Source organism: Amycolatopsis bullii, from assembly GCF_014654205.1.
In the GTDB taxonomy this organism is placed as follows: Bacteria; Actinomycetota; Actinomycetes; order Mycobacteriales; family Pseudonocardiaceae; genus Amycolatopsis; species Amycolatopsis plumensis.
The window spans coordinates 1-15,487 of the sequence record NZ_BNAW01000072.1 but is presented as its reverse complement, the minus strand read 5'-3'; the positions used below and the strand labels follow the sequence as shown (position 1 = coordinate 15,487).

The following is a 15,487-nucleotide window of genomic DNA, read 5'->3' as shown; positions in this document are numbered from 1 at the left end:
TCGACCAGCTTCTGCTCATCAGCCATCGTTACCGAACTCCCTGTCGATGAACGCGAGTAGCTCTTCGGCCGACGCGGTCGCCAAGCCGTTCACGGGGACGGGTCCGCCACCGGCACCGGCCGAGCTGCCGGGGCCGCCGGCAAGGGAGGCCAGCACCGCGCCCAGCCGGGCGGCGACGGCCGTCCGGCTCCCTTCGTCGAGCGAAGCGTGGGGCAGCGCCGATTCCAGCCGGGCGATGAGGTCGGGCACCGACTCCGGGCCCGGATCCGGCGTGAGTTCCGCGGAGATGTGCTCGGCGAGCGCTTCCGGCGTCGGGTGGTCGAAGACCAGCGTCGGGGGCAACGCCAGCCCCGTGGCCGCGGTGAGCCGGTTGCGCAGCTCGACCGCGGTCACCGAATCGAACCCGAGTTCCTTGAACGCGCGCCGTCCCCCGACCGTCCCCGCCGGGCCGTGTCCCAGTACCGCGGCGGCGGCCGTCACGACCAGCCGGAGGACGGCGGCGCGGCGTTCCGGCGGCGGCAGCGCGGCGAACCCGCCGCCGGGGCTTTCCTCCGCCGGTTCGGACCGCACGTCGGCCAGCTCGGCGAGCAGGGGGGCCTGCCGGAACGCCGTGAGCGCGGCGGACAGCCGCGTCCAGTCGACGTCGGCGACGATTTCCGGCTCGCCGCCGGGCGGCCGCAGCGCGGAAAGCGCCTTCGCCGGGTCCATCCCGGGCAGGCCGTGCCGCCGGGTGGTCTTGGCCAGGTCATCCGGATCGGCTGTCGCCCACGGACCCCAGGCGACCGAGGTCACCGGCAGCCCGGCGGCGCGGCCCTGTTCGGCGAACGCCTCCAGGAAGGCGTCGGCCGCGGCGTGGACACCGCCGCCCGCGCTGCCCCAGACCCCCGGGACACCGCGGTAGAGCACCAGCGCCGAGGCGTCGTGCGCCCGCGCCAGCTCGGCGAGCGTGCCGGTGGCGGCCACCACCCGCCGCAGCAGCTGCGCGATCCGCTCGGGATCGAGCTCGGCGATCGGCGTGGTCCCGTGACCGGCGTCGGCGTGCACCACCACCGAGAGCCGGACGCCGGGGAGTGCCGCGGCCAAGGCGGCCGCCGCGTCCGGCATGGCCGGATCCCACTGCAGGAACGTGGTTTTCGCCCCGAGGGCGACCAGTTCGGCGTCGAGCTCGGCGGCCCGTTCGAACGCGGGCCCGGTCGCCGTCACCACGACGTGGTCACAGCCCCGCCGGGCCAGCCAGCGTGCCGTCTCCAACCCGAGGGAGCCGGAGCCGCCGGTGACGAGCGCCGTGCCCGCGGGCTGCCAGGTGCCTCCCCCGGGGGTGGACCGCACGAGGCGCCGGACGTGCAGACCGGTCGCGCGGACCGCCAGCTGGTCCTCCGGGGCCGCGGCGAGCGCGGCGGCGAGGCCGTCGGCCGCACCCCGGCCGCCCCCGGCGGGCAGGTCGACCAGCCCGCCCCAGTGGCCGGGGTGCTCCAGGGCGGCGATCCGGCCCGCACCCCACACCGCGGCCTGCGCCGGCTCCGGCACCGCGTCACCGGGGCCGGTGGTCACCGCACCGCGGGTGACGCACCAGAGCCGGGCCGCGCCGCCGGCGTCGGCGAGGGCCTGCACCGCCGTGACGGCGCTCGCCACCGCACGCTCGGCCGGGCCGTCGGGAAAGCACAGCACACCGGCCACCGGGCCGGCGGACTGCGAGGCCGCCAGCAGGCCGGCGAGCTCCGCCCGGTCCGCGTCCGGCGCCACGTCGACGGTGACCGGATCCAGGTCCGCCACCTCGGCGGGCAGCGGGCCGCCACCCCGGGGCACCAGGACCAGCCACCGCCCCGCCACCCTGGCACCGGTCGGCGGAACGCGCCGCCAGACCACCCGGTAGCGCCAGGAACCGGTCTCCGCCGCGGCCCGGTGCCCCCGCCGCCAGCCGGCGAGCGCGGGCAGCACCGCGCGCAGCTCGTCCTGCCGCTCGCCGCCCACCCCGAGGGTCGCGGCCAGCCCGGCGGCGTCCTCCGCCTCGACGGCCGCCCAGAACGCGGCCTGCACCGGATCGGCGGCCTCGCCGGCGTGCGCGGCCTCGAGCCAGTAGGGCCGGCGCTGGAAGGCGTAGCCGGGCAGTTCGACGCGCCGGGCGCCGGGCCACCACGGCGTCCAGTCGACACGGACGCCACCGGTGTACGCGGTCGCGAGCGACGCGAGCAGCCGGTCCCGGCCCCCGTCGTCGCGGCGCAGCGTGCCGGTGACCACGGCCTCGGTTCCGGTGGCGGCCAGGGTGTCCTGGACCGCCGCGGTCAGCACCGGGTGCGGGCTGACCTCGATGAACGCGCGGTGGCCGCCGGCCACGAGGCCGCGGACCGCGTCTTCGAAGAGCACCGGGCGCCGCAGGTTCGCGTACCAGTAGCCCGCGTCGAGCGTGGTGGTGTCGAGGACACCGCCGGTCACCGTGGAGTGGAAGGCGATTCCGGCGGCTCGCGGGGTGATCCCGTCGAGGGTCGTCGTGATCGTGTCCCGGATCTCCTCGACCGCACCGGAATGGGAGGCGTAGTCGACCGGGACGCGCTTCGCCCGGATCCCGGCTTCCCGGCAGCGCTCGACCAGCTCGGCCACCTCGCCGGCCGGTCCGGCCACGACGGTCGCCGAGGGTCCGTTGTGGACCGCCAGTTCCACCGAGCCGCCGAGCAGCGCGCGCACCTCGCCGGCGGGCAGCGGGATCGAGGCCATCGCGCCGCTCCCGGCGATCCGGCTGATCGCCTGGCTGCGCAGGGCGACGACCTTGGCCCCGTCCTCGAGCGACAACGCCCCCGACACGACCGCCGCCGCGATCTCCCCCTGCGAATGCCCCACCACCGCATCCGGCACCACACCGTGGGACCGCCACAACTCCGCCAGCGACACCATCACCGCGAACAACGCCGGCTGCACGACGTCCACCCGCTCCAGCGCCGCCTCGTCGGCGCTTTCCAGCACTTCCAGCAGAGACCAGCCGACGTGGGGGCCGAGGGCTTGGGCGCAGGCCAGCAAGCGCTCGCGGAACACCGGTTCGGCGGCCAGGAGCTCGCGGGCCATCGCGGGCCACTGCGAACCCTGTCCGGGGAAGACGAAAACGGTCTTCGGCGGGGTCCGCGGCGCCTCCCCGCGCGCGGCCACCTGGCCGCCACCGGCCAGCTCGGCCAGACCGGCCAGCAGTTCCCCGCGGTCCCGGCCGAGGACCACCGCGCGGTGCGGCAGCGCGGCGCGGGTGGTCGCCAGCGAAAGCCCGATGTCGGCGGGAGTGGTGTCCGCACCGGCCCGGGTCAGGTGCCGGTGCAGCCGCTCCGCCTGTGCGCGCAGGGCGTCGGGATCGTGGGCGGAGATCACCCACGGCACGGGCCCGGCGGGTTCGGCCGGGCGCGGCTCGCCCGGTGTCTCGATGCCTTCCTCGAGCACGATGTGGGCGTTGGTCCCGCTCACGCCGAAGGACGAGATCCCGGCCCGGCGCGGCCGGCCGGGCGCCGGCCACGCCACCGGCTCGGTCAGCAGCGCGACCGAGCCCGACGACCAGTCGACGTGCGGCGTCGGCTCGTCCACGTGCAACGTCCCGGGCAGGGCTCCGTGCCGCATCGCCATGATCATCTTGATCACCCCGGCCACCCCGGCCGCGGCCTGCGTGTGCCCGATGTTCGACTTCACCGAGCCGAGCCACAACGGGCGCTCGCGATCCCGGCCGTAGGTCGCCAGCACCGCTTCGGCCTCGATCGGATCGCCCAGTTTCGTGCCGGTGCCGTGCGCCTCCACCGCGTCCACATCGGACGGACGAAGCCCGGCGTCGGCGAGCGCGGCCAGGATCACCCGCTGCTGGGCGGGACCGTTCGGCGCGGTCAGCCCGTTCGACGCACCGTCTTGGTTCACCGCGCTGCCACGGACGACCGCGAGCACCCGGTGACCGTGGCGCCGGGCGTCCGAAAGCCGCTCGACGACCAGCACCCCGACCCCCTCGCCCCAGCCGGTGCCGTCCGCCGCCGCGGCGAACGCCTTGCACCGGCCGTCCGGCGAAAGGCCACCCTGCCGGGAGAACTCCAGGAAGGTCGCCGGCGTGGCCATGACCGTCACGCCGCCCGCGATCGCCAGGTCGCACTCGCCGCGGCGCAGGGACTGCGCCGCCAGGTGCAGCGCGACGAGCGACGACGAGCACGCGGTGTCGACCGTCACCGCGGGCCCTTCGAGGCCGAAGGTGTAGGAGAGCCGTCCCGACGCCGCGCTGCCGGAGTTGCCGGTGGCGAGCAGCCCGCGGACCTCGTCCGGGACGCTGGTCAGGCCGGTGGCGTAGTCGTGGTACATCAGGCCGGTGAACACGCCCGCCGAGCTGCCCCGGAGGGACGCCGGGTCGATCCCGGCGTGCTCCAGTGCGGTCCACGACGTCTCCAGCAGAAGCCGCTGCTGGGGATCCATCGCGAGGGCTTCCCGCGGCGAGATGCCGAAGAAGCCGGCGTCGAAGTCGGCCGCGTCGTAGAGGAAGCCGCCCTCGCGCACGTAACTCGTCCCGGCGTGCCCGGGGTCGGGGTCGTAGAGCGCGGCCAGGTCCCAGCCGCGGTCCGCGGGGAAACTCCCCACCGCGTCCCGCCCCTGCGCGACCAGCTCCCACAGCTCCTCCGGCGACGACACGCCGCCGGGGTAGCGGCACGCCATCCCGACGATCGCGACCGGTTCCTCGGTGGCGCCGCGCGGGCGCGGGGCCACCGGCCCCGGATCGGCGCCGGCGAGTTCGGCTCCGAGGAAACGGGCCAGGCGCAGCGGTTCCGGGTGGTCGAAGACGACGGCGGCGGGCAGCGTGCGCCCGGTCGCCGTGCTCAGCCGGTTCCGCAGCTCCAAGGCGGTCAGGGAGTCGAGCCCTTGGTCGCCGAACGAGAGCTCGAGGTCGACCGCGGCCGGATCGCGGTGGCCGAGCACGGCCGCGGTCTCGGTCCGCACGAGGTCGAGGAGCAGCCGCTCGCGTTCCGGCCCGTCGGCGCCGGCGAGGCGGGCGGCGAGCGCCGGTGTCCGGCCGGCCGGCTTGCGCGGCCGGGTCCGCACCAGGTCGCGGAGCACGGCCGGGACCTCGTCGCCGACCGCCGCGGTGTTCAGCCGGACCGCAACCGGGACCGCGCCGGAGCCCTCGAGGACGGCGTCGAGCAGCGCCAGCCCGTCCTCGTCGGTCAGCGGCGTGGCCGCACCCGCGACCCGGGTCGCCCGCCGCTCGTCGAGGCGGCCCGCCATCCCGGTCTCCCACGGCCCCCAGGCGATCGAGACCGCGGGCAGGCCGATCGCCCGGCGGTGGCGGGCCAGCCCGTCCAGGAAGGCGTTGGCCGCGGCGTAGTTCGACTGCCCGCCGCTGCCCAGTACCCCGGCGACCGAGGAGAACAGGACGAACGCGATCAGATCGGCCCCGCGGGTCAGCTCGTGCAGGTGCCACGCCGCGTCGGCCTTGGGCGCGAGGACCTGGTCCACCCGCTCCCCGGTGAGCGCGCCCACGGTGGCGTCGGCGACCACACCCGCCGCGTGCACGACCGCGCGCAGCGGGTGCCCGGCCGGAATCCCGGCGAGCACCCCGGCCACTGCGGCGCGGTCGGCGACGTCGCAGGCGTGCACCGCGACCCGGGCGCCCAGCTCGGTCAGCTCGCGCACCAGCGCGTCCGCGCCCGGCGCCGCCGCACCCCGGCGGCCGAGCAGGACCAGGTGCCGGACGCCGTGGCGCCGCACCAGGTGCCGGGCGACCAGCGCGCCCAGCCCACCGGTGCCGCCGGTGATCAGCACCGTCCCGTCCGGGTCCCACGCGGGCGCGGCGGCGGGTTCGGCGCGGGCCAGGCGCGGCACCGTCACCACGCCCGAGCGGACGGCGAGCTGCGGTTCGTCCGTGCCGAGCGCGGCGGTGAGGGCGGGCAGGTCGGCGGCGTCCTCGATGTCGGCCAGCACGAACCGGCCCGGGTGTTCCGCCTGCGCGGACCGGACGAGGCCGTGCACCGCGGCCGCGGCCGGATCGCCGGCCGCGCCGGCGGTCACGATCACCAGCCGCGTGCCGGCGAACCGGTCGAGCGAGAGCCAGGACCGCAGCAGCCGCAGCACATCGGCCGTCATCCGGTGGGCGGCGGCGACCGGGCCGGTGTTGCCGCTCGGCACCGGGGCCAGGACGAATTCCGGCTCGGGCCCGGTGTCGAGGAGCAGCGCGGGCAGATCGGCGAACTCCGGCAGCGGCGCCGCGGACCCCGCCAGCCCCGGGCCGATCACGACGCACCGGCCGGGCCGGGTCCGCGACGGCGAGGCCGGCACCCAGCCGAGCGTGAAGAGCGCGTCGGCGATTCCGGACGCGCGCAGCAGCGCCGGGTCCAGCGGCCGGAGGACCAGAGACCGGACCGACGCGACCGGACGGCCCTCCTGGTCGCTGAGGGCCAGGGAAAGCGTCTCGCCCCGGCGGGTGAGCCGAGCCCGGGCCACCGCGGCACCCGGGGTGTGCACCACGACGTCGTGCCAGGCGAAGGGCAGCAGCGGACTCGCTGCGTCGTCGCCGGCCAATGCGTGGAGGGCGGCGTCCAACAGCGCCGGGTGGAGTGCGTAGCCCCCCGCGTCCCGGTGCGCCTCCGCGGGCAGAGCCAGCTCGGCGAAGAGGTCCGGCCCGCGGCGCCAGAGCGCGCGCAGGCCCTGGAACACCGGCCCGTACCCGAACCCGAGGCCGGCCAGCCGGTCGTACAGGCCGGCGACGTCCTCGGCCCGTGCGCCGGCCGGCGGCCAGGGCTCCTCGTCCGCGGCGGCCGGGACGCCGGGGGCGAGCAGGCCGGTGGCGTGGGGCAGCCAGGCCTCGCCTGCCCGGGAGTAGACGGCCAGCGGGCGCCGGCCCGTCTCGTCCGGCGGGTCGAGCACGAGCTGGACGTCCACGCCGTCGTCGCCGGGCAGGACCAGCGGCGCCTGCAGGGTGAGCTCGGCCACGAGCGGGCAGCCGACCTCCGCCCCGGCACGCAGGGCGAGCTCGACGAACGCCGTGCCGGGCAGGAGCACGGTGCCCGCCACGGCGTGCTCGGTCAGCCACGGCCGGGTCCGGCCGGACAGCCGGCCGGTCAGCACCAGCCGGTCGGACCCGGCGACGCCGACCACAGTGCTGAGCAGCGGGTGCCCGGCCGCCCCGAGCCCGGCGGCGGTGAGGTCGCCGGCGTCGGCGGGCGGGTCGAGCCAGTACCGCTCGCGCTGGAACGCGTAGGTGGGCAAGGCCACCCGGCGGCCGGTGGGCAGCACCGAGAGCCAGTCCACCCCCGTCCCGCTCACGAACGCCGTCCCGATGGCGGCGAGCACGGCTTCGGCTTCCGGCCGTCCCCGGCGGAGCATCGGCACCACCGGCTCGGTGGCGCCGTCACCCAGGCAGCCGCGCACCATCGCGGCGAGCACCGCGTCCGGTCCGAGTTCGACGTACGCGGTCGCGCCCGCGTCCCGCAGCGCGTCGACGGCGTCGGCGAAGCGCACGGTTTCGCGCGCGTGCCGCACCCAGTACTCCGGATCGGTGAGCTCCCCCGGCCCGGCGACAGCGCCGGTCACCGTCGACACGATCGGCAGCGCGGGCTCCCGGAATTCGAGTCCGCGCACCACGGCGCGGAACGCGTCGAGCATCGGCTCCATCCGCGGTGAGTGGAAGGCGTGGCTCACCCGCAGCCGCCGGACCCGCACCCCGCGCGCGGCGAAGGCCGTGGCCAGATCGTCCACAGCGGACTCGTCACCGGAGATCACCACGGCGTCCGGGCCGTTCACCGCGGCGAGCCCGGCTCGGTCGCCGAGGAGCCCGGCGACGTCGCCCTCCGCCGCCGCGACGGCGAGCATCGCGCCTCCCGCGGGCAGTTCCTGCATCAACGCACCGCGGGCGGCGACCAGCGCGCAGGCGTCGGCCAGCGACAGCACCCCGGCCACGTGCGCGGCGGCGATCTCGCCGACCGAATGCCCGGTGAGCGCGTGGGGGCCGAGGCCGAACGAGACCGCGAGGCGGTACAACGCGACCTCGAAAGCGAACAAGGCCGGCTGGGTGTAGCGGGTTTCGTCGAGCAATGCCGCCTCGGGCTGCCCGGTGTCGGCGAACATCACCTCGCGCAGCGGGCGCGGGAGGTGGGGGGCGAAGGCCGCGCACACCTCGTCGAGCGCCGCCGCGAACACCGGGTACGACTCGTGCAGTTCGCGTCCCATGCCCGGTCGCTGGCTGCCCTGGCCCGAGAAGACGAACGCCGGCTTCCGCGGTCCCGTGGCCCGGCCGGTCACCACGTTCGGCGCGGGCTCCCCGCCGGCCAGCGCCGCGAGCCCGGCCTCGGCGCTCGCGCGGTCGGTGGCCAGCACGACGGCCCGGTGCGGCAGCAGCGCGCGCGTGGTCAGCAGGGACCAGCCGATGTCGACCGGGTCCGCGTCCACCGCGGCCAGCCTGGCCGCCTGCGCGCGCAGGGCGGGTTCCGATGCGGCCGAAAGCACCCAGGGCACGACGGGCACCGGCGCCGGCGCCGGCTCGGGGCCGGCTTCCGGTGCCTGCTCGAGAATGACGTGCGCGTTGGTCCCGCTGATCCCGAACGAGGAGACACCGGCGCGGCGCGGGCGCCCGGGATCGGCCCACGCCACGGCTTCGAGCGCCGGGCGCACCCGCCCGGACGACCAGTCCACGTGGGACGAGAGGGGGTCCGCGTGCAGTGTCTTCGGCACCACGCCGTGCCGCATCGCCTGGACGGCCTTGATCACGCCGGCGACCCCGGCGGCGGCCTGGGTGTGCCCGATGTTCGACTTCACCGAGCCGAGCCACAGGGGACGGTCGGCCGCGCGGCCCGCGCCGTACACCGCCAGCAGCGCGTCGGCCTCGATCGGGTCGCCGAGCACGGTGCCGGTCCCGTGGGCCTCGACGACGTCCACATCGGACGGAGCGAGGCGGGCGTCGGCCAGCGCTGCGCGGATCACCCGCTGCTGCGAAGGCCCGTTCGGCGCGGTCAGGCCATTCGACGCGCCGTCGGAGTTGATCGCCGAACCCCGCACCACCGCCAGCACGCGGTGCCCCTTCCGCACTGCGTCCGACAGCCGCTCGACCAGCACCACCCCGGCGCCCTCGCCCCAGCCGGTCCCGTCGGCGGCGTCCCCGAAGGATTTGCACCGGCCGTCCGGCGAAAGCCCGCGCTGCCGGGAGAACTCCACGAACGTCGCCGGGGTGGCCATCACCGTGGCGCCGGCCGCCAGCGCGAGCTCGCACTCGCCCCGCCGCAGCGACTGGACGGCCAGGTGCAACGAGACCAGCGACGACGAGCACGCCGTGTCGACGGTGACCGCGGGGCCTTCGAGCCCCAGTACGTAGGCCACCCGGCCGGAGGCGATGCTGCCCGCGCTCCCCTCGCCGAGGTAGCCCTCGAACTCCGGGTTCGGCCGGTGCTGCAGCCGCGAACCGTAGTCGTGGTACATGATTCCGGTGAACACGCCGACCCGGCCGCCCCGGACGGTCCCCGGATCGATGCCCGCGTCCTCGAACGCCTCCCACGAGGTCTCCAGCAGCAACCGCTGCTGCGGATCCATCGCCAGCGCCTCCCGCGGTGACACCCCGAAGAACCCCGCGTCGAACTCCGCCGCGTCGTGCAGGAACCCGCCCTCGCGCGTGGTACTGGTGCCGACGTGGTCGGGGTCGGGGTCGTACAGCGCGGCCAGGTCCCAGCCGCGGTCGGCCGGGAACGCCGTGATCGCGTCCCGGCCGTCGGCCACCAGCTCCCAGAGCTCATCCGGCGACGAGACACCGCCGGGGAACCGGCAGGCCATGCCCACGATCGCGATCGGGTCCGCGGTACCGGCCTCGTGCTCGCGCAAGCGTTCACGAGCCTCGTGCAGGTCCGCGGTGACCCGCTTGAGGTAGTCGCGAAGCTTGTCCTCGTTCGACACAGGCGTCTCCTACAGCTCGTTGTCGATGAAGCTGAAGATTTCGTCGTCGGTGGCCGCGCCCAGCTGCTCCGCCACCGACGCCCGCGCCGGCCCGCCCGCCGGGGTGAGCCGGGCGAGCAGGCCACCGAGCCGGTCGGCGAGCACCTCGCGGGTCAGCTCGTCCAGTTCCTCCCCGTCCAGCGCCGCACCCAGCCGGTCGAGTTCGCCGACCAGGTCCGGCGCGGGGCCGGGTCCGGCCGGGGCCAGGCCGGCCGCCAGGAAGGCCACGACGTCGTCCGGTGTCGGGTGGTCGAAGATCAGCGCGGCGGGCAGCCGCAGCCCCGTCACCTCGCCGAGCCGGTTCCGGAACTCCAGCGCGGTCAGCGAGTCGAAGCCCAGGTCGGTGAACGCGCGGCCCATCTCGACCGCGTCCGCCCGGACGTGCCCGAGCACGGCGGCCGCTTCCGCCCGGACCAGCTCGGCCAGCAGCTCGATCCGCTCGCCCGGCGGCGCCTCGGCCAGCCGCCGCGCCGCCGTGGCGGCCGTCGCCGGGCCGTCGGCGGACCGGGGCCGCGCCGGGGTCCGGCCGCGCCACAGCGGATGCGCCGCGTACCGGTCGGCGGGGACGTCGAGCCGGGCGGCCACGACCAGGGACCGGTCCAGCACCACGGCCGCGTCGAAGAGGTCGAGCCCTTCCTCCGCCGACAGCGCGTCCGCGGCGGAGCGCGCCGCGCCCGGCCGGGCACCCATGCCGTCGTGCCAGCGGCCCCACGCCAGGGATGTCGCGGGCAGGCCAAGGCCACGCCGGTGTGCGGCGAGCGCGTCCAGGAAGGCGTTGGCGGCCGCGTAGTTCGCCTGCCCGGCCGTGCCGAGGACGCCGGAGGCCGAGGAGAAGAGGACGAACGCCGACAGGTCCGACGTCAGCTCGTGCAGGTTCCACGCGCCGTCGACCTTCGGGGCGAGCACGCGGTCCACCCGCTCGGCGGTCAGCGCCGGCAGCACGCCGTCGTCGAGCACCCCCGCCAGGTGCACGACTTCGCGCACCGGGTGGGCCGCCGGGACGGTGGCCAATACCGCGGCGAGGGCCGCGCGGTCGGCGACGTCGCACGCCGCGACCCGCACCGAGACGCCCCGTTCCGCCAGGTCGGCCAGCAGCCCCGGGTCGACGGCGCCCCGCCGGCTGATCAGCAGGAGGTGCCGGGCGCCCCGGACGGTCGCGAGGTTCCGCGTGACGAGGGTGCCCAGTCCGCCACCGGCGCCGCTGACGACGACCGTGCCCGCCGGGTCGGCGGGCTGCACGGCGGCGTCCGCCGGCACCTCAGCCCGCGCCAGCCGCGGCACCCGCACGGTCCCCGACCGGACAGCGAGCTGGGGCTCGTCCGCCGCGAACGGCACGGCACCGGTCCCGGGTTCGGTGTCGACGAGGTGGAAGCGGCCGGGGTTCTCCGTCTGCGCGGTCCGGATCAGTCCCCAGACCGCCGCGGCGGCCGGGTTCCACACCGGCTCGCCGTCCCGGGCCGCGACGGCGCCTTCCGTCACGACGACGAGTTTCGCCGCCGCACACCGCTCGTCGGCGAGCCAGGCCTGCGCCAGCCCGAGCGCGGTGTGGACCGCGGCCCGTGCTTCGGCCGGGACGTCGCCGGCTCCGGTGCGGCACCGGTGGACGACCACGTCCGGCACCTCGGCGAGGGCCGCGAGCCCGGCCGCCGAGGGAACCTCGGGTGTGCCGGCGGGCAGGCCGGGCGCCGCGGCGCCGTCCGTCCAGTCCACTGTGTACAGTGCGGCGCCGCGGACGGTGCGCAGCCGGTCGGCGGCCACCGGCCGCAGTGCCAGCGCACCGACCGACGCGACCGGCCGCCCGGCGTCGTCGGCGAGGGTCAGGGAAACCCCGTCCGCGCCCTCGGGAACCAGCCGCACGCGCAGCGCGGCCGCCCCGGCGTGCCGGGACACCCGCGTCCAGGAGAACGGCAGGACCGGCTCCGGGCGCCCGGTGAGCGCCACGGTGTGCAGCGCCGCGTCCAGCAAGGCCGGGTGCACCGCGTAGCCGCCGGTGTCCACCCCGGCGGGCAGCGCGGCTTCGGCCAGGATTTCGCCGTCCCGCCGCCAGGCCCGGGTCAGCCCCCGGAACGCGGGCCCGTAACGGACCCCGCTCGCCGCGAGCCGCTCGTAGAGGCCGTCCAGCGGCAGTTCTTCCGCGTCCGCCGGCGGCCACTCCCCCGGATCCACCGGCCGGTCCGCCACCGGCGCCAGCACGCCGGCGGCGTGCCGGCGCCACGGGTCGTCACCGGCGCGCGCGTACACGACCAGCTCGCGCCGGCCGGTTTCCTCCGCGCCCGCGACGAACACCTGGACGGATACCCCGGCCTCGGGCAACGCCAGGGGCTTCTCCATGGTCAGTTCCTCGACCAGCTCGCACCCGGTCTCCTCGGCCGCGCGCAGGGCCAGTTCGAGGACCACCGCCCCGGGCACGACCACGACGTCGCCCACGGCGTGGTCGGCGAGCCAGGGCGCCGCCTCCGGCGAAAGCCGGCCGGTCAGCACGACCGAACCCGCTTCCCCGACTTCGAGGACCGCTCCGAGCAGCGGGTGGCCGGGCGACCGCAGCCCCGCGTCCGTCACGTCGGCGGGCGCCGGGGGTGGGTCGAGCCAGAACCGCGACCGCTGGAAGGCGTAGGTGGGCAGGTCGACCCGCCGGGCGGCAGGCAGCAGTCCGGCCCAGCCGGGCTCGGTGCCCGCGACGAACAGTTCGCCGAGCGCGGTGAAGAACGCTTCGTCGTCGGACCGGCCGCGGCGCAGGACCGGAACGGCGACCGCGGGTCGCGCGTCGCCGAGGCAGTCCCGCACCATCGCGGTCAGCACGCCGTCGGGTCCCAGCTCCAGGTACCGCTCGACACCGGACGCGGCGAGCTCGGCGACGCCGTCGGCGAACCGCACCGTGCCGCGGACCTGCCGGATCCAGTAACCGGGGTCGGTCAGCAGGCCGGGCTCCGCGACGGTTCCGGTCAGGTTCGACACGACCGGGATCCGCGGTTCGTGGTAGGTCAGGCCGGCGAGGACCTCGCCGAATTCGGCGAGCATGGGCTCCATCAAGGACGAGTGGAAGGCGTGCGACGTGTTGAGCCGCTTCACCTGGTGACCGCGGGCCAGCCAGCGGGCCGCGACATCCTCCACCGCGGCCGTTTCCCCGGAGAGCACGACCGAGCCGGGGCCGTTGACCGCCGCGATCGACACCCGCTCGTCCAGGTCGGCGTCGAGCTCCGCCGGCTCGGCCCGCACGGCGATCATCGCGCCGCCCGCCGGGAGCGCCTGCATCAGCCGTCCGCGGGCGGCGACCAGCGTGCAGGCGTCCGGCAGCGAAAGCACCCCGGCCACGTGCGCGGCCGCGACCTCGCCGATCGAGTGGCCGAGCAGCAGGCCGGGCCGGACACCGGCGCCGTCCAGCACCCGGAAGAGCGCGACCTCGAGCGCGAACAGGCCGGCCTGCGTGAACATCGTGCGATCCAGCGGCGACTCGGGATCGGTGAAGACCACTTCGGCCAGCGACCGGCCGAGCGGCCCGTCGAGGTGCGCGCACACCTCGTCGAACGCCGCGGCGAAGCCGGGAAGGACCTCGTGGAGCCGGCGGCCCATCCCGAGCCGCTGGGCGCCCTGGCCGGTGAAGAGGAACGCGGTGCGGCCCGGGCTCATGGCACCGCGCCGGACGTTCGCGGCGGCGCGGTCACCGACGAGGGCGTCGAGGCCCGCGAGGACCTCGGCCCCGTCCGCGGCGATCACCACCGCGCGCTTCGCCAGGTGGGCGCGGGTCGTCGCCAGTGACCGGGCCAGTTCGGCCGGCGTCGGCCCGGGCCGTTCGGCCAGCCGGTCGCGCAGCCGGATCGCCTGGGCCCGCAGCGCGGCCTCGCTCTTCGCCGAGAGGACGAGCGGCAGCGGACCGGCCGGGGCGGGCACCGCGGGCTCGGCGGGCACCGGCGGTTGTTCGAGGATGACGTGGGCGTTGGTTCCGCTGACGCCGAACGACGAGACGCCGGCCCGGCGCGGGCGGCCCGGCTCCGGCCACTCGACCGGCCCGGTCAGCAGCGAGACCGCGCCCGCGGACCAGTCGACGTGCGGGGTGGGCGTGTCGACGTGCAACGTTTCGGGCAGCCGTCCGTGCCGCATGGCCATGATCATCTTGAGCACGCCGCCGACGCCCGCGGCCGCCTGCGTGTGCCCGATGTTGGACTTCAGCGACCCGAGCCACAGCGGCGTTTCCCGGTTCTGCCCGTACGTCGCCAGCACGGCCTGCGCCTCGATCGGATCGCCCAGCGTGGTCCCCGTCCCGTGCGCCTCGACGACGTCCACATCGGACGGTGCCAGCCCGGCATCGGCCAGCGCCGCCCGGATCACCCGCTGCTGCGAAGGACCGTTCGGCGCGGTCAACCCGTTCGACGCGCCGTCCTGGTTCACCGCGGACCCCCGGACGATCGCCAGCACCCGGTGCCCGTGCCGCTCCGCGTCCGACAGCCGCTCCAGCAGGAGCAGGCCGGCGCCTTCGGCCCAGCCCGTGCCGTCCGCCGACGCGGCGAACGCCTTGCACCGGCCGTCCGCGGCGAGGCCGCGCTGCCGGGAAAACTCGACGAACACCGCCGGGCTGGCCAGCACGGTCGCCCCGCCCACCAGGGCCATCCCGCACTCGCCCGCCCGCAGCGACCGGGCCGCGAGGTGCAGGGCGACCAGCGACGACGAGCAGGCCGTGTCGATCGTGACCGCCGGCCCCTCGAACCCGAAGGTGTAGGCGACCCGGCCGGACGCGATGCTGCCCGCGCTGCCGTTGACCAGGTAGCCCTCATACCCGGCCGGCACCCGCGCCGCCTGCTGCAGCCGGGCCCCGTAATCCTGGTACATGATCCCGGCGAACACGCCGGTGTCGCTGCCGCGCAGTCCCGCCGGGTCGATGCCGGCCTGCTCGAACGTCTCCCAGGCCAGTTCCAGCAGCAACCGCTGCTGCGGATCGGTGGTGAGCGCCTCCCGCGGGCTCATGCCGAAGAACTCCGCGTCGAACTCCGCCGCGTCGTGGAGGAAACCGCCTTCCCGCACGTAGCAAGTGCCGGCCCGGCCCGGGTCGGGGTCGTAGAGCTCGGCGAGCCGCCAGCCGCGGTCGGTGGGGAACCCGCTGATCGCATCGGTTCCGGTCGCCACCAGGTCCCACAGGTCGTCCGGGGTGCGCACGCCGCCGGGATAGCGGCAGGCCATGCCCACGACGACGATCGGGTCGTCGTCGACCGGGGTGCCGGCCCGGACCACGGCCCCGCCGGTGCGGTCGCCGACGAGCTCGGCCCGCAGGTGCCGGGCGACCGCCAGGGGCGTCGGGTGGTCGAAGACCAGGGTGGCCGGCAGCCGCAGGCCGGTGACCGCGGCCAGGCGGTTGCGCAGGTCGACGGCGGTCAGCGAGTCGAAGCCGAGCCCGCTGAAGACGGCGGTCTCCTCGACCGCAGCCGGGCCGGCGTGCCCGAGCACCGTGGCCACTTCCGCCCGGACCAGCTCCGTCACGACGGCGAGCTGGTCGGCGGCGGGCCGCCCGGCCAGGCGCTCGACGAGCGGGACGGCGGCGGCCGTGCCGTCGGCGCGGGATGATGGCGCTCGTGCTCGATCACCT

General features: G+C 76.5%; 2 protein-coding genes. Both read right to left on the bottom strand.

Features of this window, described 5'->3' with window-relative positions; genetic code table 11:
- Window positions 1-18: 18 nt before the first annotated feature.
- Window positions 19-9,873 carry a type I polyketide synthase gene (locus IE317_RS41600; RefSeq protein ID WP_191316859.1) on the bottom strand — a complete coding sequence of 3,285 codons (9,855 nt, stop codon included), beginning with the start codon at window positions 9,871-9,873 and terminating at the stop codon, window positions 19-21.
- A gap of 9 nt (window positions 9,874-9,882) precedes the next feature.
- The coding region (locus tag IE317_RS41595; RefSeq protein WP_191316858.1) for an SDR family NAD(P)-dependent oxidoreductase at window positions 9,883-15,487 on the bottom strand (5,605 nt) is incomplete at its 5' end.